Annotated in this window: 18 protein-coding genes and 1 pseudogene; 5 read left to right on the plus strand and 14 right to left on the minus strand. The window is 72.6% G+C overall.

Features of this window, described 5'->3' with window-relative positions:
• Positions 1–257 precede the first annotated feature (257 nt).
• Both ICC28_RS30660 and ICC28_RS41345 read right to left on the minus strand, forming a co-directional pair.
• Entirely contained in the window at positions 258–1031 is a 774-nt protein-coding gene (locus tag ICC28_RS30660; protein ID WP_188292040.1) for a hypothetical protein, read from the minus strand.
• Between the two features lie 126 nt (positions 1032–1157).
• Entirely contained in the window at positions 1158–1694 is a 537-nt protein-coding gene (locus ICC28_RS41345) for a winged helix-turn-helix domain-containing protein (RefSeq protein WP_317454129.1), read from the minus strand.
• Between the two features lie 585 nt (positions 1695–2279).
• On the opposite strand from ICC28_RS41345, the gene ICC28_RS30670 reads away from it, so the two are divergent.
• Positions 2280–2762, plus strand: a complete 483-nt coding sequence (locus ICC28_RS30670; RefSeq protein WP_188292012.1) for a peptidoglycan-binding domain-containing protein — start codon at positions 2280–2282, stop codon at positions 2760–2762.
• Between the two features lie 131 nt (positions 2763–2893).
• The gene (locus ICC28_RS30675; RefSeq protein WP_188292013.1) at positions 2894–3640 is read left to right on the plus strand and encodes a peptidoglycan recognition family protein; all 747 of its coding nucleotides are present in this window, start codon (positions 2894–2896) and stop codon (positions 3638–3640) included.
• A gap of 512 nt (positions 3641–4152) precedes the next feature.
• On the opposite strand, the gene ICC28_RS30680 is transcribed toward ICC28_RS30675, so the two are convergent.
• Entirely contained in the window at positions 4153–4866 is a 714-nt protein-coding gene (locus ICC28_RS30680; protein WP_188292014.1) for a response regulator, read from the minus strand.
• Positions 4867–5048: 182 nt separating this feature from the next.
• Complete coding sequence (locus tag ICC28_RS30685; protein WP_188292015.1) at positions 5049–5471, minus strand: pyridoxamine 5'-phosphate oxidase family protein; 423 nt, start codon at positions 5469–5471, stop codon at positions 5049–5051.
• Positions 5472–5727: 256 nt separating this feature from the next.
• Here ICC28_RS30685 and ICC28_RS30690 point away from each other — a divergent pair, with 256 nt between their 5' ends.
• Both ICC28_RS30690 and ICC28_RS30695 read left to right on the plus strand, forming a co-directional pair.
• Positions 5728–7017: a nitrate/nitrite transporter gene (locus ICC28_RS30690; RefSeq protein WP_188292016.1), complete on the plus strand. Its 1290-nt coding sequence runs from the start codon at positions 5728–5730 to the stop codon at positions 7015–7017.
• A 35-nt stretch (positions 7018–7052) separates the two neighbouring features.
• A complete protein-coding gene (locus tag ICC28_RS30695; protein ID WP_188292017.1) occupies positions 7053–7343 on the plus strand; it encodes a hypothetical protein in 291 nt (96 codons plus the stop codon).
• A 125-nt stretch (positions 7344–7468) separates the two neighbouring features.
• Here ICC28_RS30695 and ICC28_RS30700 read toward each other — a convergent pair whose 3' ends face one another.
• The 4 genes from ICC28_RS30700 to ICC28_RS30715 all read right to left on the minus strand — a co-directional run bounded on the left by ICC28_RS30700 (position 7469) and on the right by ICC28_RS30715 (position 12658).
• A complete protein-coding gene (locus ICC28_RS30700; protein ID WP_188292018.1) occupies positions 7469–9706 on the minus strand; it encodes a tetratricopeptide repeat-containing serine/threonine-protein kinase in 2238 nt (745 codons plus the stop codon).
• Between the two features lie 63 nt (positions 9707–9769).
• Complete coding sequence (locus ICC28_RS30705) at positions 9770–10612, minus strand: oxygenase MpaB family protein (RefSeq protein ID WP_188292019.1); 843 nt, start codon at positions 10610–10612, stop codon at positions 9770–9772.
• A gap of 236 nt (positions 10613–10848) precedes the next feature.
• Positions 10849–11511 carry a response regulator gene (locus tag ICC28_RS30710; protein WP_188292020.1) on the minus strand — a complete coding sequence of 221 codons (663 nt, stop codon included), beginning with the start codon at positions 11509–11511 and terminating at the stop codon, positions 10849–10851.
• A complete protein-coding gene (locus tag ICC28_RS30715) occupies positions 11486–12658 on the minus strand; it encodes a sensor histidine kinase (RefSeq protein WP_188292021.1) in 1173 nt (390 codons plus the stop codon). The genes ICC28_RS30710 and ICC28_RS30715 overlap by 26 nt, the downstream gene beginning before the upstream one ends.
• A 175-nt stretch (positions 12659–12833) precedes the next feature.
• Between ICC28_RS30715 and ICC28_RS30720 the strand changes: the two genes are divergently transcribed.
• Entirely contained in the window at positions 12834–15104 is a 2271-nt protein-coding gene (locus tag ICC28_RS30720; RefSeq protein WP_188292022.1) for an MMPL family transporter, read from the plus strand.
• Between the two features lie 37 nt (positions 15105–15141).
• Here ICC28_RS30720 and ICC28_RS30725 read toward each other — a convergent pair.
• The 6 genes and pseudogenes from ICC28_RS30725 to ICC28_RS30750 all read right to left on the minus strand — a co-directional run.
• A pseudogene (locus tag ICC28_RS30725) lies at positions 15142–15281 on the minus strand (IS5/IS1182 family transposase); the annotation flags it as partial.
• Positions 15282–16439 carry an NAD(P)/FAD-dependent oxidoreductase gene (locus ICC28_RS30730; RefSeq protein ID WP_188292023.1) on the minus strand — a complete coding sequence of 386 codons (1158 nt, stop codon included), beginning with the start codon at positions 16437–16439 and terminating at the stop codon, positions 15282–15284.
• Complete coding sequence (locus tag ICC28_RS30735; RefSeq protein ID WP_188292024.1) at positions 16436–16633, minus strand: ferredoxin; 198 nt, start codon at positions 16631–16633, stop codon at positions 16436–16438. The genes ICC28_RS30730 and ICC28_RS30735 overlap by 4 nt, the downstream gene beginning before the upstream one ends.
• 41 nt (positions 16634–16674) lie before the next feature.
• Complete coding sequence (locus ICC28_RS30740) at positions 16675–17859, minus strand: cytochrome P450 (protein WP_188292025.1); 1185 nt, start codon at positions 17857–17859, stop codon at positions 16675–16677.
• Between the two features lie 83 nt (positions 17860–17942).
• Positions 17943–18176, minus strand: a complete 234-nt coding sequence (locus tag ICC28_RS30745) for a hypothetical protein (protein WP_188292026.1) — start codon at positions 18174–18176, stop codon at positions 17943–17945.
• On the minus strand, positions 18173–19759 hold the full coding sequence (locus ICC28_RS30750; RefSeq protein WP_188292027.1) for a bifunctional 3-(3-hydroxy-phenyl)propionate/3-hydroxycinnamic acid hydroxylase: 1587 nt from the start codon (positions 19757–19759) through the stop codon (positions 18173–18175). Before ICC28_RS30750 ends, ICC28_RS30745 begins: the two co-directional genes overlap by 4 nt.
• Between the last annotated feature and the right edge of the window lie 37 nt (positions 19760–19796).

The following is a 19796-nucleotide window of genomic DNA, read 5'->3' on the forward strand; positions in this document are numbered from 1 at the left end:
ACTGGCTCTGCGTCGAGCAAGGGGTCGATCCGCCCTCCGGGCTCTGTCCGACCTCGTGCGCAAGATCCGCGACACGCGTCTGCGCCTTCCCGAGATCGCCTCCCGCGGATCCTCGCCAATCCCTTGGAGTGGTTGTGACACATGCGCCGGATGGGGTGACGGCTGGGGCGGGATGCGCTGCGGAGCCTGGCACAGCTCGGGTGTTGATGGCTTGGTATGCCCAGTCCAGCGAGGCGCGTAGGCATACATGACGCGCCCTACTTCACATCGCCCGCGAAGATCGTCTTCGGCAGGTTGATCGAAGGGGTCAACTCCACCTGCAGATATCTCTCGTCCTTGGCCATCTCGCACGCCACCGTGGCCTTTGCTGTCCGGCCCGGCCGCAGCCGCACGGAGGGCAGGCCGCGCAGTCCCTCATCGAAGTCGAAGATCTGCCGGGACTCCTGGCTCGCGTCGCCGTAGTAGCACGTGAAGGTGCCGGTTCCGACGTCCAGGGCCGACTCGGACTTGTTGCTGATCGTCACGGCGAACGAGACGTAGGGTGTGTTCGCCGGCGCGGCGTTCGCCGTCGATGTACCCCGCTGGTAGTCGGACAGCGTCACCTCAACGCCGTTGTCGTACGCCGCCGTGTCCTGCAGTTCTCGGACCCCTGGTTCGCTCTCCTCCGCTGTAGGCTCCGGCTCCTCCTCGGTGGTGAGCGTCTTGTCCGCCGGTGCGGAACGTGGCGGCTCGTTGTTCGGGTCCCCGCCGTTGTCGCGGGTCTGCACCACCACGATGCCGGTGGCGACGATTGCAGCGATGACCGCTGCAGCCGCCCCGATGATGATCATGTTGGTGCGGCTCTTCTTGGGTTTGGCCAGCGGCCCGGGCGGCGGGGCTGCAGGCTTGTGCGGCGTGTTGTTCATCGTTCCCCAGGGCGTGATGGTGGGCCGGATCGTAAACGCCGGCACGGGACACCGCGCTGAGGACAGGCCGGGGCTCGCCTCATCGGGGGAAGCGTGGTCACTGCCGCGTGCGGACTGGTCGCCCATCCGTGAGCAGCGTCGTTTCCAACGATCTCTGTTCCCCGCAGGCCCTGGGCGGCGATGTTGCAGGAGCGGGCGAAGGCGTCCGGGCTGCCGCTGTCCTGCTCGTCGCGGAGGGACTCAACAGGTGTCTCACCGGCCCCCGTCGGCGTTCAGCAGGGTGGTGCCCGCGGGGGTCAGGGTGTGCAGGACGGATGGGCCGTGGCGGCGGCTGAGGAGCAGGCCGCTGTTGCGCAGGACGGTGGTGTGCCGGGTGGCGGAGGCCGCGGATACGCCGGCGAGCCGGGCGAGTTCACCGGTGGTCGCGCCGGTGGCGGAGGCCCGGAGGATGGCGGCGCGGGTCGCTCCGATGAGCGCACAGAGCCGGGCCGGTGGGCCGGGCGCCCCGGTGTGGCCGTCGTCGGGGTCCTGGTGACGCAGGGGGTAGACGAGGACGGGCGGGAGGTCGGGATCGGCCAGGGCTACGGGGGTGCCCTGGCAGAAGTACGAGGGGACAAGAGTGAGGCCGCGGCCGCGCAGATGCAGATCCCGGTCGACGGGGTAGTCGACCTCCAGGATCGGTCTCAGCCAGCGGATACACGGGCCCAGTCCCGCGAGCATCCCTCCGGTGCCGTCGTCCAGCAGGGCACGGGCGCGGAGCGAGCGGTCGGCGTCGTGGTGCGCTTGCATGAGATCGCGGTACGGAAGAAGGGCGATGTCATGATAGGCCCGGATCGTCTCGACCAATTGACCGCGGGTTTCCGTATCGGCTAATCGCCGGGTCCAGGAGGGAACGCTTCCCACTCTGGCCAGCATTCCGATTTCGCGTTGGACGCGGCTGCGGGGAGCGGAGAGTATCGCCTCCAGTCCTGCTTGCAGGCCCTCGGCCGCCGCGCCGGGGGTGAGGAAGTCAGGGATGTAGCTGCCGCGAGGGTAGAGCGGCAGCAGTACCTCACGGACGGCTGCGGTCAGTCCCTTCTCGTGCAGGGCCTGGCGTGTGGTGCGGTGCCATTGCCCGTAGCGCCGCAGGTTCCGTCGGCCCTGGAGCCGGTGCAGGCTGAAGTAGGTCTCCCAGAGTGGATCTGGTCTTGACGTGACTTGAACACGCGCTAAATCGGCATCCGTGAAATGGATGCGGAGCATTGGATTCCTCTCGTCTGCCTCGTCCTTTGCACTGGCGCGTAAAAGTATGTGAAGGAGCGCAGGAGGCTGGCAAGGTCGTCTCGAACCCCCGTGCAGCACTGGGCGATCTACGAGACGAAGAGGATTTTCCGAATGCGATCGAAGATCATGAAGCGGGCGTGTGTCACCGCCGCGACCGTCGCCGCGCTCACCGCCGGCGGTCTGGCCGGTGCGGGTACCAGCTCCGCGGCCCCCGCCTCGTCCTCGGTGCCCGCGGCGGCGCCGGCGGCGGGCGCGGAGGCCATCGGCGTGCTCGCCGTGAACAACCTGGGGCTGGACACCGCCCACGCCAAGAGCTGGCAGTGCCTGCTGCGCGACCGGGCGCGCTCCTATGGTTTCCCCGGGCCGGGCACCATCGACGGCCAGCTGGGCACCAACAGCTGGAAGGCGGCGCAGAACTTGTTCAAGTACCTGGGCTACTACAGCGACTCCATCGACGGGATCGTCGGCCCCAACACGATCAAGGGGCTGCAGAGGTATCTCAACCTGCACGGCGCCAGCCTCACCGTCGACGGGATCGCCGGACCCGCCACCAGGTCCGCGTTCTGGAGCTTCGCCCGCACGGACCGCTGCTGACCTGGTCTCGCCTCCGACCGCACACACGCGCACCGCTGCCCGTCCTCCCCTCATCAGGGAGGACGGGCAGCGGCCCGTACGGCGACACACGATCACCCTTCCCGACGAGAACACACAGGAATACACCCCCCATGGACCTCCCGGACCGCCAAGACCTACGGGGCACCAGACGCCCCGCGTCCCCCTCCCCGCTGCCGCGCCGGACGTTCCTTGGCGCGCTGGGCGCCGCGGCCGTACTGGGCACGACAGCGCTCCCGGCCTCGGCCGCCACCTACCCGCTGCTCACCCGCGCCCAGTGGGGAGCCGACGAAGCCCTGCGCCACACCGCCACCGGCGCCGAGCGCTGGCCCCCCGCCTACTATCCGGTCCAGACCCTGACGGTCCACCACACCGCGGACGGCGGCGACAGCCTGGAGGCGGCCGCCCGGGTGCGCGCGATCTACCGCACCGACGCCGCGGAGTACGGCGACCTCGGTTACCACTACCTGATCGACGCGGCCGGTCAGGTGTACGAGGGACGTTGGTCGGGCACCGACGGAACGCCCGCGCACGACGCGGCGGGCCGCCTGGTCACCGCCGCCCACATCGGGGGGTACAACTCCGGGAACGTCGGCATCGCCCTACTGGGCACCTTCACCGCGCGGTCCGCAACCCCGGAAGCGCGGGTCTCGTTGGCCCGGCTGCTGGCCGAACTCGCGGGCCGTCACGGGGTGGACCCGCTGGCCGACGTGGTCTACCGCAATCCCGTCAGCAATGTGGTGCGCACCGTGCCGGCCATCAGCGGGCACCGCGACTGGGCGAGCACCCAATGCCCGGGCACGCTCCACACGGACCTGCCCTACATTCGCCGGGAGGTCGCCGAACTCCTCGCCGGCTGAGACGGGCCGCGGTACCGGACATCTTCTTGCCGCGCCCACCGGGTTCCCGGCGAGGTGCGGCGGTCCCCTTCTACGGGGCGGCGGGTCTGTCGGCGGGCGGCCTGGCTCGGGATCCGGTGGTGCTGTTCAGGCGGTCGGCGACGTCGAAGAGGGTGGGCCGGATGCCGGTGGCGGCATGCGGCCGGGTCCGGGCGGCACCCCTGCCGATGTCGCGCGGACCCGGCCTGTGCGGCGAGGGGCGGGCCCGCGCGGGTACGCGGTGCGCGGGCCTGCGGTCGACGACCCACGTCCAGCCGCAGCCTGCCAAGAGGCCGTCCCCCTGGCGCGGGCGTCGGCTGTGGCGGGGACGTGGGCGTCCCCGGCCGTTGCCGTCACCCTCGCCTGGTTCCAGGATCGCTCCGCGGGACCAGGTGCCCGAGGGACGAGCGGGCCCGTGCGAGGACCGGTGGGGGCCTTGTGCCGGGGCGTGCACGAGCCCCCGCTGACCGTTCCGCGGGTGGGCGGGACCGGTCTCAGGTGCGGCGGCGGGAGTCGGCGGGGGCGGGCGGCGGCGGGGCGGACGCCTGGGTGGCGATGACGGCGGCCTGGACGCGGCGCTCCACCCCCAGCTTGGCCAGCAGCCGTGAGATGTGGTTCTTGACCGTCTTCTCGGCCAGGTACAGCCGCTGCCCGATCTGCCGGTTGGTCAGGCCCTCCCCGATCAGGGCGAGGATCTCCCGCTCCCGGTCGCTCAGGTGGGCCAGCTGCTCGTTCTCGGGCTCGGCCGGGGCGTTCTCGGCGCGCAGGCTGCTGATCAGCCGGCTCGTGGTCGCCGGGTCCAGCATCGACTGGCCGGAGGCGACGGTGCGCACGGCCGACACCAGTTCCGAGCCTCGGATCTGCTTCAGCACGTAACCGGACGCGCCCGCCATGATCGCGTCCAGCAGGGCCTCGTCGTCATCGAAGGAGGTGAGCATCAGACAGCCCAACTCCGGCATGCGCGAGCGCAGTTCGCGGCAGACGGTGATGCCGTCGCCGTCCTGCAGCCGTACGTCCAGCACGGCGACGTCCGGCCGCAGCGCGGGGCCGCGGGTCAGCGCCTGCTCCACGCTGCCGGCCTCGCCGACCACGGAGATGTCCGGCTCGGCGTCCAGCAGGTCGTGCACTCCGCGCCGGACCACCTCGTGGTCGTCGACGAGGAACACCTTGATCGGTTCCTGCGGTGAGAATTCCCGTACGTCAGCCATCCAGGCCGCTCCCCTCACGCCGTTCTCGGTCCCGGTCGCGCCCGTGGATCCACCGCTGTCGGAGATCACGGTGCGCAGGGGCCAGCGTACGCCGGGACACCTTGAGAGCATGTGCACGACAGGGATGCCCGGGTCGAACCCGGCCCGGCCGCGGTGCTGTTGCACCCGGCGCGGAAGGCGGTTCACCGAGGGTCGGTCGCCGCCCTGAGCTCGCGTCCGGTGACCAGTTCGGAGGTGATCCGCACGAAGACCGCGTCGTGCAGGGGCATCCAGGAGCGGGGGCCGGTCCGCGACAGCCGTGCGTGCTCGGCCGGGTCGGTCACCACGTCGGCCCGTCCCGTGACGACGACACTCCAGCCGGAGTGGGCCGCCGCGTCGAACTCGTCCGCCTCGAAGGCGACCACGACCCCGTCGACGGCGCGTACGAGGTCCGAGTCCCGTGCGGTGCGCAGCACGACGGAGGCGTCCGCGTCCAGCGAGAAGTTGACCGGGAGGACGGCAGGCAGCGCCTGCCGGGTGTAGACCACGCGCCCGACCGGTACCTTGCCCAGCAGGCTCAGGCACTCCCGTCGGCCGAGAGCGCGAAAGGCGTCGTCCCAGGACATCGCGTCATCGTCCCCGGGCTCACCGCAAGGGCGACAGGGCCGATCGGCCCTGTTCCGCCGTGTCCCCCGCGGAGGCGGGGTGCCGCCGCCGGGGCGGCCCCGTTCGAGGGCCCTGTGCCCGGCCCGCGGGGACCCTTGGCCCATGCCGCCCGAGCACCCGCGCGCGGACAGTGGCTGCGAAGACGGGTCCGCGACAGCACGGGCCCCACGCCACACACGTGACGCAGTGGTGACGCAGTGGGAGAGGACGGACAGCATGGTCCAGTCGGCGAAGACGCACAGCGAGAGGCCGGGCTCGGGCTCGCCGGTGCCGGGGCGGGCCTGGCTGATGCTGGCGCTGGCCACCATCGGCTTCGCCGTGAACTTCTGGGCCTGGGCGCTGCTCAGTCCGCTCGGCCCGCGCTTCAAGGACACCCTGGACCTGACGTCGTTCCAGCAGTCGCTGCTGGTGGCGGTGCCGGTCGTGGTCGGCTCGCTGGGCCGCATACCGGTCGGCGCGCTGACCGACCGGTTCGGCGGCCGGATGATGTTCCCGATCGTCTCGGCCGCCACCATCGTGCCGGTGCTCTACCTCGGTCTGGCCGGCCACGACTCCTTCGCCGCCCTGCTGGTCGGCGGCTTCTTCCTGGGCATCGGCGGCACCGCGTTCGCCGTCGGCGTGCCGCTCGTCAACGCCTGGTTCCCGCCCGAGCGGCGGGGCCTGGCCATCGGCGTCTTCGGCGTCGGCATGGGCGGCACCGCCATCAGCGCCCTGACCACGGTCAAGCTGGTCGACGCGCAGAGCATGTCCACCCCCTTCCTGATCACCGCCGCGGTGCTCGCCGTCTACGCGGCGACCGCCGCGCTGCTGCTGCGGGACGCTCCCGGCCGTACCGTGCCGACCCAGCCCCTGGCCCGTCGGCTGGGTGCCACGCTGAAGCTGAGGATCACCTGGCAGGCGTCCGCGCTGTATGCGGTCGCCTTCGGCGGCTATGTCGCCTTCTCCGTCTACCTGCCCACCTACCTCAAGACCGGCTACAGCCTTTCCCAGGCCGACGCCGCGAACCGCATGGCCGGGTTCGTGCTGCTCGCGGTGGCGATGCGGCCGGTGGGCGGCTGGCTGTCCGACCGGCTGGGGCCGGTCCGGGTGCTGGCCGGGGCCTTGGGCGTGGTCGTGGCCGGGGCGCTGGTGCAGTCGTTCACGCCGGGCCTGGTGCCGCTGGGCACCGTCGCCTTCCTGGCCATGGCCGCCGCGCTCGGCGCGGGCAGCGGCGCGACCTTCGCGCTGGTGGCGCTGCAGACCCCGGCCAACCAGGTCGGCTCGGTCACCGGCGTGGTCGGCGCGGCCGGCGGGCTGGGCGGCTTCCTGCCGCCGCTGGTGATGGGCTCGCTGTACGGCGAGTACGGGACCTACGCGGCCGGCCTCGCCCTGCTCGCGGTCGTGGCCGCCGCCGCCCTGGCCTTCACCCTCACCGGGGTGCGCGGCGCGACCGACGGTGACGGCGGGCGCGGGCCGCGTCCGGGCCGCCGGCGCGGGCAGCACAGCACCGCCCACACCACCGCGTAAGAGCTCCCGTGAGCGCTGAGCAAGGAGAACGTCGGGTGTACGAGGACTGCGGCGCGCGATCGCTGACGGCCATGGGCGAACCGGCCCGGGGGCGTGCGGAGGTGGTCCGCCTCGTCGGACACCTGCGCGCCGCCCATCAGGAGGGGAGCGTGGCCCGTATGGCGGAGATCGCGCGGGAGATCGCACGGACTCTCGGCTCCGCGCCCGTTCCGGGGACCACGGCGGCGGTGCTGGCCGAGGCGGAGGGTGCCTTCCTGACCGATCCGACCTGGCCGGACCGGCTGATGCAGGCCATGACCGAGTTGCGCGACCACCTCCTGAACTGATCCGACGCAGTGCCGCGTCGCCCCCGCGAGGGCGGCGGTCGCGGACATCGCCCGGGGACCGGCCGCCGCCTTTGCGGCTCCTCCGCCCGTCTGGTGCACGCACCGGCCGCCTTCGACCGGTCCGGTCAGTGCGCGCTCGCCGCGCCCTGCTGCCGCAGTACCGCCACCCGTCGGTACAGCTCCACCGCCTCCGCGGCGCGGCCGAGTTGTTCCAGGCAGTGGGCCTCGTCGTTGCGGCTTGCGAGGGTGTCGGGGTGGGTGGGGCCGAGGACGCGTTCGCGGGCGGCGGCGACTCTGCGGTACTCGGTGAGGGCGTCCGGCCAGCGGCCGAGCCAGCCGAGGCCGACGGCGACCTCGCGGCGGCTGACGAGGGTGTCCGGGTGCTCGGGGCCGAGAACGCGCTCGCGGATCGCGCACACGTCGCGGGACTCGGCGAGGGCCTCCTCCCAGTGGCCGAGCCGGCCGAGGTTGACGCCGAGGCCGTGGCGGGCGCGCAGGGTTTCGGGGTGGGCGGGGCCGTGGACGCGGGTGCGGTCCTCGATCAGCTCGCGGTACAGCCGCAGGGCTTCGGCGCTGCGGCCGAGGCGGCCGAGGCTGATGCCGACCTCGTAGCGGGCGGCCAGGGTGTCGGGGTGGTCGGCCCCCAGGGCGTGGGTGCGTGCCGCGGCGACGTCCCGGTAGGTGTCCAGGGCCTCCGCCCAGCGGCCCAACTGGCCCAGTGCGTAGGCCACTTCGTAGCGGGTGACGAGGGTTTCGGGGTGGTCGGCGCCGAGGACGCGGGCGCGGGCGGCGGCCACCTCGCGGGCCATGCGGTAGGAGTCCTCCAGGCGGCCGAGGCGGCTGAGGTTGAAGGCGAGGTTGTGCCGGCAGCGCAGGGTGTCGGGATGGTCGGCGCCCATGGCCTGCTCCCGTGCGGCGAGCACGGAGGTGTACACCTGGTGGGCGTCGAAGTGGCGGCCCAGCTGGCCCAGGACGAAGGCCATCTCCTGGCGGGCGGCGAGGGTTTCGGGGTGGTCGGGGCCGAGGGCCAGGCTGCGGCAGCGGGCGACGTGCTTGTACTCCCGCAGGGCGTCGGCGGCGCGGCCGGTGCGGCTGAGGGTGAAGGCCACCTCGTAGCGGCTGGCGAGGGTGTCGGGGTGGTCGGGGCCGAGGAGGTGCTCGCGTTCGGCGGCGACCGCGCGGTGCACCTCGCCGGCCTCCGCCCAGCGGCCCAGGCGTCCCAGGCTGAGTCCGGCGTTGTGCCGGCCGGCCAGGGCGGTGAGCGCGGCCGGGTCGGGCGCGGGCGGCGCCTGCGGCACGGGTTCCTCGGGCCGGGCGGCGATCGAGCGCGGGATCCACTCGCCGGTCAGCCCTGCTCCGGCGTCCGGGGGTGCGGTGCGCAGTCCGGCGCCGGTGGCCTTGTGGCCGGTGGTCATGCCCCGTGTCCAGGACGGCAGCCGGGCCTCGCGGGGAGCCGGTTCGGGCGGCCGCAGTTCGGGGCGCGGGGTGACGACGGTGGGTACGTACGTCGGGGTGGTGCGGCCCGCGCCGATCCGCCGGCCCACCGCGCGGGCGTCGTGCGGCCGGTCCTCGGGGCGTTTGGCCAGCAGGTCCAGGATGATCTCCTCGAAGTAGCCGGGGAGTTCGGCGCGGTGTTCGCGCGGCGGGCGGGGCGGGGTGTCGCGGTGGCCGACCAGGACCGCCCAGGCGTCGTCGAGGTCGAAGGGCGGCACGCCGGTGGCGATCTCGTAGAGCACGCAGCCCAGCGAGTACAGGTCGCTGCGCTGGTCGACCTCGGTGCCGCCGATCTGTTCGGGCGACATGTAGTGCGGGGTGCCCATGGCGATGCCGGTGCCGGTCAGCCGGGAGGTGAAGCCGATGTCGGCGCCGAGCCGGGCGATGCCGAAGTCGCAGATCTTCACGGTGCCGTCGGTGAGCCGCACGATGTTCGCGGGTTTGAGGTCGCGGTGCACGATGCCCTGTTGGTGGGTGTAGGCGAGGGCGGCGGTGACCTGGTCGGCGATGTCGACGACGGCGTGGACGGGCAGCGGGTGGTGTCTGTTGTCCTCCAGGAGCTGGCTGAGGTTGCGGCCCTCCAGGAGTTCCATGACGAGGTAGAGGACGCCGTCGGACTCGCCGAAGTCGTGCACCACGGTGATGCCGCGGTGCTGGAGCGCGGCGGCCACGCGGGCCTCGCGCCGGAACCGTTCTCTCAGGACCCGGGTGAAGGACTGGTCGTGGTGCCGGCCCAGCGGTTTGAGGCACTTCACGGCGACGTGCCGGCCGAGGGACTCGTCGCGGGCGCGCCACACCTCGCCCATGCCGCCGCGCCCGATCAGGTCGAGCAGTCGGTACCGGCCGTAAATGAGCCTGCTGTCCCCCATCTTCCGCGATCGCCCCCGTCGCTGTGGTGCCCCGCCCTCCCCTGGCCCGTCCAGTATGGCGAGCTATCGTCCGAATTTGTACGGTGCCGGGCGGCTGCCGGGGCCGAGCCGGTCCATGGCCCGCAGGATGTGTTTGGGCGGGAGTTGCCAGCGCAGACGTGCGGGAATGCAGCGCAGCAGGGTGCCGGTGGCGCGCAACCGGCGGGTGACGGTGGCCGGTTCGGGGGCCGGTCTGCCGTACAGCTCGTGGGCGTACGGCGGCAGAGCGGCGTACGCCAGATGCGCCACGCGCCGCCACAGCAGCTCGCGCGCCGGGACGAGGAGGGGGTGCGTCGGGGGGCGGAGCAGGAAGTCGTCCACCGCGCGTGCCTCGGCTCCACAGGCGAGTTCGGGGCGCACCTTCTCGAAGTACGCCGCCATCTCCGCCCGGTTGGCCGGTACGGCGTCGGGGTCGAGCCCCACCAGGCGGGCGCCTGCCCGGTGTTCGTCGATGTACCGGTCGGCCTGGGCGTCGGTGAGCGGGATGCCGGAGCGGCGGGCGACGTGCAGATAGGAGTCGATCTCGGCACAGTGCACCCACAGCAGCAGTCCGGGTTCGTCGACGCCGTACACCTCGCCGGTGTCCGGGTCGGTGGCCCGCAGCATGCTGTGGATCTTCCGCACCTTGGCCCCGGCCCGCTCGGCGGCCTCGGTGGTGCCGTAGGTGATGGTCCCGACGAAGTTCGCGGTCCGCATCAGCCGGCCCCAGGCGTCGCGCCGGAAGTCGGAGTTCTGCATGACCCCGCGGACCGCGCGCGGGTGCAGGGCCTGGAGGTAGAGCGCGCGCACGCCGGCGACCCACATCATGGGGTCGGCGTGCAGTTGCCAGGTCACGGACTGGGGGGTGAAGAGCCCGGGGTCGCCCATACCGGAAGGCTAACGCCGCCGGGCGAACGGGCGCAGGGGTGGCGGCCGGTGATGGTCCGGCGCAGGCCGACCGGCCCCAGCACGAGTGGATCAGGGCGCCGGTCGCCTCGCTCGTGCGCCGGGGCACCCGTCGACCTCGTCGACAGGTGCACGCCAAGAGGATGGCCGACTCGCGCAAGCTGCGTGCGGAGCACGTCGGCAACCGGCCCACCCGCCCGCACGGCCCGGCACACGCCTCAGCTTCCGGGGAGGATGCGGCGTGTCTCGTAGGCCCACATCGCGATCTCGACCCGGTTGCGGGCGCCGAGTTTGGCCATCAGGCTGGCCAGATGCGTCTTCACCGTGCTGAGGCTGATGTGCAGCGCATCGGCGATCTCGGTGTTGGTCAGCCCGCGAGCGACGGCCAGGAGCACCTGCTCCTCGCGGGCGGTGACCGGGGAGACCGGCTGGGCCGCGGGCCGGCCGGCGGGCAGGTCCGCGAACGCCTGGAGCAGACGGACGGTGACGCTGGGGGCGATGAGCGCCTCACCGTCGGACGCCGACCGGACGGCCTGCGCCAGGAGGTCAGGTCCGGTGTCCTTGAGGAGGAATCCGCGGGCGCCGGCACGGAGTGAGCCGTAGACGTACTCGTCGAGGTCGAACGTGGTGATGACGACCACGACCAGCGGGTCGGCGACGTCCGGGCCGGCGATCAGCCGGGTGGCCTCCAGCCCGTCGAGCAGAGGCATGCGGATGTCGAACAGGCAGACGTCGGGGCGCAGTTCGCGGGCCAGGCGTACCGCTTCGCGTCCGTCGGCGGCCTCGCCGACCACCTCGATGCCGGGCTGGGCGTTCAGCATGATCCGCAGCCCGGTGCGGATGATCGTCTGGTCGTCAGCGACGAGGACGCGAATGGACACCGTTCTCGCTCCTCGCTCTCGGCAGTTCGGCTTCGACGTGCCAGCCCTCTTCGGCGCCCGGGCCGGCTCGTAGGGTGCCGCCGAGCAGGGTCGCGCGTTCGCGCAGTCCGGTGAGTCCGTATCCGTCGCGACCTCGGCCGGTGCGTTGGCCGTCGTCGCGCACGCTCACCCGTACCGTGTGCCGTTCCGCGGTGACCCGGACCACGACCTCGGTCGCGCCGACCGCATGGCGCATCGCGTTGGTCACCGACTCCTGCACGATGCGGTAGACGGCCGCGTCCACGGCCGGGGGCAGCGAGTCCAGCTCGCCGTGGAGCCCCAGATCGACCCTGAGACGACCGCCCGGGGCGCGCACCAGGCACTCCAGGTCCGCGACGCCGGCAGGCGGCGCCAGTTCGGCGCCGACCCTGCGGTCGCGCAGCGTGGCGACCATGGCCCGCATTTCCTCCAGCGTGCGTGCCCCTTCCTCCTCGACCCCCTCCAGCGCCTCCACGGCGGCGGACGGGTCGGTGGCCGCGAGCACCCGGCCCGCCTGGGCGCGGATCACCATGGCCGACACGTGGTGGGCCACCGTGTCGTGGAGTTCCCGGGCGAGTTGCTCACGCTCGCGGGAGCGTACCTGCTCCAACTGCCGTTCGCGAGCGGCCCCCCAGAACCGCACGGCGGCCCCGATCAAACCGGGCAGCGACAGGAAGACGTAGCCCCCCACCTGTTCGGCGGCCGGGGTTTCGTCCGTGACGGCGTACACCGCGCAGACCGCCACGATCACCCCGCTGCCCAGCACGATCTCCCGTCCCGATCCCCACCGGGGCAGCGCGTACACCAGCGCGAGCACGATCACGCCGGTGTGCAGGCCGACGGGCTCGCTCGGTGCGGCGACGAGCGAGGCGGCCTGGAGCAGCATCGTCGAGCCGAACGCCAGCGTGACCATCGCCAGCGGGCGCGTCCGGCGCCACAGGGTCAGCAGGCACAGCCATACGGCGAGCACCACCGCCACCGGCCGCCACACGAGGTCCTCGCGCAGGGTGGCCTCCAGCACCACGCCGCACAGGCCCGCGGCGAGCAGCGCCCAGTCCCGCCACACCCGGGCGGGCGCGTCGGGCGGCCGGGGTTCGCTCCACAGGGTTCGCAGGTCGTCTCGCAGCACGCTTCTCAGCCTAGGGACCGCGCCGTGGCGCGCATCGGCCGAAAGGACGGGGCGGCACTCCGACTCGGGGCCGACGGATCCGCGGCCCGCGGGCCGATGCCGCGGAACACCGTGGCGGCCAACCTCGGCATCGAGGGCCGTACAAGGACGGCCGACGAGGTGGTTGGAGGACCCGATGCTCTCGAAAGCCCTGTGGCGCCTGGGCGCAAGCGCCGCCCGCCGTCCCTGGCGGGTGATCGCGGCATGGCTGGTCGCCGCCACGCTCGCCGTCCTCGCCGCGCTCTCCGTCGGCGGGCGGACCGCGGACTCGATGACCGCCCCGGGACTGGACTCCCAGCGGGCCGCGCAACTGATCGAGCGGGCCGGCACCGGCCAGGAGGGGATGACCGCCCAAGTGGTCGTCACCCCCGTCGAGGACGGTGCGACGTTCATCGACGACGCCGGCGCGCGTACCGCTCTCACGCGGCTGCAGGCCGAGGTGCGGCGGCTGCCGCACGTACTCGGCACGAGCGACCCGGCGGGGGCACTCGACGCGGGTGGGGACACCACCGTGCGCGACGGCCTCGTCTCGGCCGACGGGCGGATCGCGGTCGTCCGGGTGCAGTACCCCGACCAGAGCATGCTGTCCGCCAAGGACCTCGACGCCCTCGTCGATCTCGGCGACCGGCTGCGCGCCGAACTGCCGTTGCGCATCGAGATGGGCGGGGACCTCTTCTACGCCTTCTCCGACCCCGCCGGCGGCATGAGCGAGCTGATCGGCATCCTCGCCGCGGCGGCGATCCTGTTTCTGGCGTTCGGTTCGCTCGTCGCCGCCGCGCTGCCGATCGGCATGGCGGTCTTCGGGCTGACCGTCGGGGTTGCCACGATGACGGTCCTGGCGGGGGTGACGGACGTCCCGACCTTCGCCCCCGTCCTGGGCAGCATGGTCGGGCTCGGAGTCGGCATCGACTACGCGCTGTTCGTGCTCGCCCGGCACCGGGAGTACCTCGCGCGCGGGCTCGATCACCGCGAGGCGGCGGGGCGGGCGGTGGCCACGGCGGGGCGGCCCGTGGTCTTCGCCGGCGGCATCGTCGTCGTATCGATCCTCGGCCTGGCGGTCGCGAACGTGCCGTTCATGACGGTGGGCGGGCTCGCCGTCTCGATCGTGGTCCTGATCATGGTGGTCGCGTCGGTGACCCTGCTGCCGGCCTTCCTCGGCGCCGCCGGCCCGCGCCTGGCCCGGATCGGCCGGATCGGCCGGGCTCTGCGGACCGGGAAGCCGGGCCGACTCACCCGGCGACGGGCCCCGGCGCCGGGCGCCGCCCCCGCCGCCGGGTGGCGGCGCTGGATCGGGCACGTCAACCGGCACCCGGTGCCGTACGCGATCGGCGCGGCGGGGCTGCTGCTGACCGCGACGCTGCCCGTGCTCGGCCTGCGCGTCGGCCTGCCCGACGACGGCTCGCAGCCCCCCAGCCGTACCGAGCGCCGCGCCTACGACCTCGTCGCCGAGGGGTTCGGCCCGGGCACGAACGGTCCCCTCGTCATCGCCGCGGACCCCGCCGGTGATCCGCAAGTGGTGGACCGCCTCGTCGGGGCGGTCGCCGCGGATCCGGGCATCGCGTCCGTCGCGCCGGCGCACATCGATCGGGCCACCGGCATCGCGACCCTCGTGGTGTTCCCGACCACCAGCCCGCAGGAGAAGGCCACGGCCGACACCATCGCCCGGCTGCGCACCGACGTACTGCCCACGGCGACCGGGCACGGCCCGGCCAGGGCTCATGTCGGCGGCGCCGCCGCGAGCCTGTCCGATGTGGGCCAACGCACCAGCGAACGCCTGCCGGTGTTCGTCGCAGCCGTGCTGGCGATGTCGTTCCTGCTGCTGATGCTGGTCTTCCGCTCGATACTCGTCCCGCTCAAGGCGGTACTGCTGAACCTGCTGAGCATCGGCGCGGCCTACGGCGTCATGGTCGCGGTCTTCCAATGGGGCTGGGGAAGCTCACTCATCGGCCTGGAGGCGACGGTTCCGATCGTGTCGTTCATCCCCATGTTCCTCTTCGCCATCCTGTTCGGCCTGTCGATGGACTACGAGGTGTTCCTCCTCTCCCGCGTACGCGAGGAGTACCTGCGCACCGGCGACAACCGCACGGCGATCGTCGAGGGCGTCTCGGGCACCGCCCGGATCATCACCTCGGCCGCCCTCATCATGGTGGCGGTCTTCCTGTCCTTCGCCGTCGCCGAGGATCCCTCCACCAAGATGTTCGGGCTCGGCCTGGCCACCGCGATCTTCATCGACGCCACGGTCGTACGCATGGTGCTGGTACCGGCGACCATGACACTCCTCGGCCGGACCAACTGGTGGCTGCCGAAGTGGCTGGACCGGATCCTTCCCCGCGGCCCGGTCGGCACCGCAGACACGACTGCGGAATCCACGGGTGAGATCCCGCGTCCGCGGCTGGTCGACCGTTGACCCGACTCCTGCGGGTCACGCCGAGGGACTCGGCGAGCTTCTCGCCCCTGCGTGCTCGGCGTCCGCCGGGATGAGGCGAGGGGCCGACGTGATCCCCCTTGAGGGCCGGACGTGCGATCCGTCCACGGAGCAGTCGTCCAGGTCCCATGAGTCCGCGCGGCGGAGTTCGGCCAGCAGTCACGGTGGCGGCGGCAAAGACGTGGCGGCCAAGGCCCGTAGCGCGGAGACCGGTTTACGCAGTCCGTAGGCGACCGCCGTCGACGTTCCGTCGGCATGGCTCCAGGTGAGCAGCGCGCGTCCGTCGGCCACGCTGCCCTGGACCGTGGCCGGTTCGCCGAGGAGCGGCAGACGGCCGACGATCTTGACGGTGAGACCGGCGACCTCGGTCCAGAAGTAGTCGTCCTGCGCTGGTCCCGTCGCAGCGAGCCCCAGGGCGGAGGCCGCCGCGGTCCTGCCCTGGGCGACGGCGTTGGACCAGAAGGGCGCACGCCGGTCGGGCCGTGTGCCGTCGCCACGGAGATAGGTGACGTCGCCTGCGGCGAACACGCCGGGGATGGTGGTGGCGCAGGCCTCGTCGATGCCGACACCGAGGCGGTCGGCGAGGCCGGTCCCTGCCAGCCAGCCGACGCAGGGCACTTCTCCGGCACAGGTGACGACCAGGTCCGCGGTGAGTTCGGTGCCGTCCGGGAGCGCCACGCCGTTGACGGGGTCGCCGGTCAGGGTGGCGAAGCCAGTGGCCTGTATGAAGCGGATGCCGTACGCCGCAGCGCGTGCGGTGATCGCGGCGGACAGGTGACCGCCGAGGATGCGTTCCAGCGGCCGGTCGGCGTCCACGACGGTGACCGGGATGCCGCGGGCGGCGCAGGCGCCGGCCACCTCCATGCCGAGGAAGCCGGCGCCGACCACGATCGCCGAAGCGGCGTCGGCCAGGCGGGCGCGGAGTCGGCGGGCGTCGTCGAGGGTGCGCAGCACGAGTTCGCCCCGCTGCCCGGGGGCGGCGAGGCGGCGGGCGTCGGCGCCGGTGGCGATGATCAGCGCGTCGTAGCCGACCTGGCGGCCGTCGGCGGTTGTGACGGTGCGGCGCCGGGTGTCGGCGGCGACGGCGGGCGAGCGGATGACGTCGGCGTCGAGTCCGTCGAGGGCCAGGCCGAGGGTGTCGTCGGCGGCCGGGTCTTTCAGGACGGCTTTGGACAGGGGCGGGCGCGAGTAGGCGCCGTGTTCTTCCGCGCCGATGATCGTGAGGGGTCCGGTGTGACCGAGGGTGCGCAGGTGGCGGGCGGCGGTGGTCCCGGCGAGTGACTCACCGACGATGAGCACCGAGCGCGGTGCGGTCACGACAGCACTCGCAGGGCGGCGACCGGGCAGGCGTTGACGGCCGCGCGGGCGGCGGGCTGATGCTCGTCGGGGACGTCGGTGCCCTCGAAGTGGTAGGTGAGTTCGGCGTCGTCGTCCAGGCTGAAGAGGTCGGGGGCCTGGTCGGCGCACAGGCCGTGGCCTTCGCAGCGCGGATGGTCGACGGAGATCTTCATGGTGCTGTCCTCAGCTGTCTTCGAACGGGCGAGCGGCGGGTTCAGGCGGGGATGAGTTCGAGCGGCAGGCGCTCCAGGCGATGGATGACGTTGTTCAGGGCCCACTCGGGTGGGCCGGTCACCTCGATGCGGTCGACACGTTCGACCAGGGCGCGGAGCATCGCGGAGGTCTCCATGCGGGCCAGGCCCTGACCGGCGCAGCCGTGCGTGCCCTGCCCGAAGCCGAGTTGGCGGGCGGCGTCGCGGCGGATGTCGAAGGTGTCCGGGTCGTCCCACTCCAGCGGGTCGCGATTGGCGGAGCCGTAGAGGACGAGTACCCGGGAGCCCTTGGCCAGCGGGACGCCCGCGAGTTCCGTGTCGCGGGCGACTGTGCGGGAGAAGGCGCGGATCGGGGATTCGTGCCGGACGACCTCGTTGACCGCTTTCGGGATGAGGTCCGGGTCCGCCTTCAGCAGACGCCACTGTTCGGGGTGGGTGGCGAACAAGTACAGGGCGCTGGAGATGGCGCTGATGGTGGTGTCCAGGGACGGCGCCAGGTAGTCGATCATCATGGTGACGCACTCGGCGGGCATGATCCGGCCCTCGTCGGACGCGCGCAGCAGGTCGTGGCCCATGCTGCCGTCCAGCACGGACCGGTCGCGGACGACACCGCGGGCGTAGCGCAGCATGCCGAGGGACGCGGGGAGTGTGCGCACCGCCTGGCGGTTGATCGGGCCCAGAGCGTCGAAGGTGGCACCGGCCCAGCGCAGCAGATCCTCGCGGCCCTGCTGAGGCCAGCCGACCAGGTCGGGGACGACTGCCATCGGCAGTGCCGTGGCGACCTCCACCGCGTCGATCGTTCGCCGGACCACGGCTGCCTCGACCACGGCGGCCGCCTGCTGCTCGACCGTGTCCTTCATCGCGCGCAGCGCCCTGGGGGTCAGGCGGTGCGCGAGGAGGGAACGGCGGCGGGCGTGCTCCTCGCCGTCACTGCACAGTGTGGTGCCCTGGCTCATACGGTTGGCGACGGGGTTGAGGCCGACGCCGCCCGAGGAGACGAAGGTGTCGTCGTCCAGCAGTACTTGCTTGCACTCGGTATACCGCGGCAGGGCGTGGACCTTGTGCTTGCTCAGCCACACCACGGGGCCGAGTGCGCGCAGCGCGGCGTAGTGCGGATAGGTGTCGCGGATGGCCGACGCCGAATACAGGTCGGGGTGGTAGACGGGAATCTCCGTACGCATGGGCATGAGGAGCCCTCCTGAAGAAGCTGTGAGATGCGTGGACGGCTGACGAGAGCGCGGTCTCGGGCGCAAGGGTGAGTGGCCGCTGCTCATCCCGTTGCGCGGGCGGGCGCCGTCAGTGCTGGGGTGGTGGCGCCGTGGCCGTGGACGATGCACCTGGGCAGGGCCGTGGTGCCCGAGAAACCTTCCCGGTCCGTGACCGACCAGCGGTACAGGTCGGCGTAATCGGTGCCGGACATCCCGACATTGCGGGCGGAGTCCGTGAGGTTGCTGTCCGCGGCGGCCTGCGGATCCGGCCTCGCGAAAGGGTCGCGCAGACTCATCGGGTGACGCTCCTCAGCGGGCTGTTGTCGGCGGTTCGTCGCGGCGGGTGGGGACTGCGGGTGCTGTACAGCAGGGACGCCCAGGTGGTGGTGCCGGTGAAGTCCCGGCCCCCGGCGGGGACGACGTCCATGACGACGCGGTCGGGGCGCAGCAGTACGGCGTCCGCGCGGCCGGCGCGCAGCCAGGCGGCGAGTGTGCCGTCGTCGCCGAGGCCGGTCGCGGGGATCGTCCGGACGCCGAGCGCGTGGGCGAGGGCGTTCAGCGAGGGCCAGGGATCGGCGGCGGTGAGGACGGTGAAGGAGTCACCGAGCACCTCGTCGAGGCGGCTGCGCCGTCCGTCGGCGGTGATCCATGGTTGGGGGCAGTGCGTTCCCGCAAGGCCCTTGCGGAGGCGGCGGCGTACGAGGAGTCCCGTGGTCAGGGGCGGGCTGAGGTCGCGGCCGGCCAGTTCGGTCAGGCCGGGTACGCGGCAGGCCGCGGCCAGGGCCCTGCGGCGGATCGCGGCGGCACGGTCCTGGCCGCCGGTCATGGCCCAGCCGACGGCGACCGCGAGCCGGATCACATGCCGGGCGTGCGGCTTGCGTTCACTCTCGTAGGTGTCCAACAGTCGCTCGTCCCCGCCCTGTCGGAGCACGCGGGCGAGCTTCCAGGTGAGGTTGTAGGCGTCCCGCAGGCCCGCGCACAGCCCCTGTCCGATGAACGGCGGGGTGAGGTGGGCGGCATCGCCGAGCAGGAACACCCGACCGCTGCGCCAACGGTCGGCGAGGCGGGCCCGGAAGGTGTACTGCGCCTCGCGGATGACCTCGAAGTCCCCCTCGTACGAGGGCGGCAGCCACGGAGCGACCAACTCGCGGACCGGCTGCTCCACCCCCTCGCGCAGCCGGAACTCCCAGCGGTAACGGTCCTCGCCGATGCGCGCGAAGGTCGCCGGCCGGTCCGGGTCGCAGACCTGGTCGACCCCCTCCCAGGAGCGCACGTCGGCCGTCGTACGGACGTCGATGACGGTCCAGCGTTCCTCGAAGCGCAGGTCCTCCCAGGCGGCTCCGACGGCCTCTCGGGTGAGGCTGTTCGCGCCGTCGCAGCCGAGCACCGCCTCGGCCCACAGGTGATGCTCACCGTCGTCGTCCCGGTAGGTCACGCGCACGGGGCCCTCGGTGTCCGGGCCGATGCCGGTGACCTCCACTCCGCCCCGCAGTTCGCACTCCGGGTGCCGGGCCAGGGCGTCGCGCAGCACGCGTTCCAGCTCGGGCTGGTCGAACATGCTGGTCTGCGGGTAGCCGTGCAGGCCGTGCTCGGTGCGCCGGAACTCGGCCATCACCCGGTGCCGGGCGTCCAGCAGCCGCAGCCCGTTCGCCGGACGGGCCATGGCGGCGAACTCCTCTCCCACGCCTGCGGCCTGGAGGATCCGGCGTACCTCGTCGTCGGTGGCGGCGGCGCGCGGGAGCGGATAGATGTCCCTGTGGCGTTCGAGGACGACGCTGCGGACTCCGCGCCGGGCCAGGAGGAGGGCGGCGGTCACGCCCACGGGCCCGGCGCCGACGATCACCACGGGTACGTCAGCCCCGTTGCGTTCGAAGATCATGTGCTTCGGGTCTCATTTCGCGTCCGTGACGGGGGTG

Origin of the sequence: Streptomyces sp. TRM68416, from assembly GCF_014596915.1 — a bacterium.
In the GTDB taxonomy this organism is placed as follows: Bacteria; Actinomycetota; Actinomycetes; order Streptomycetales; family Streptomycetaceae; genus Streptomyces.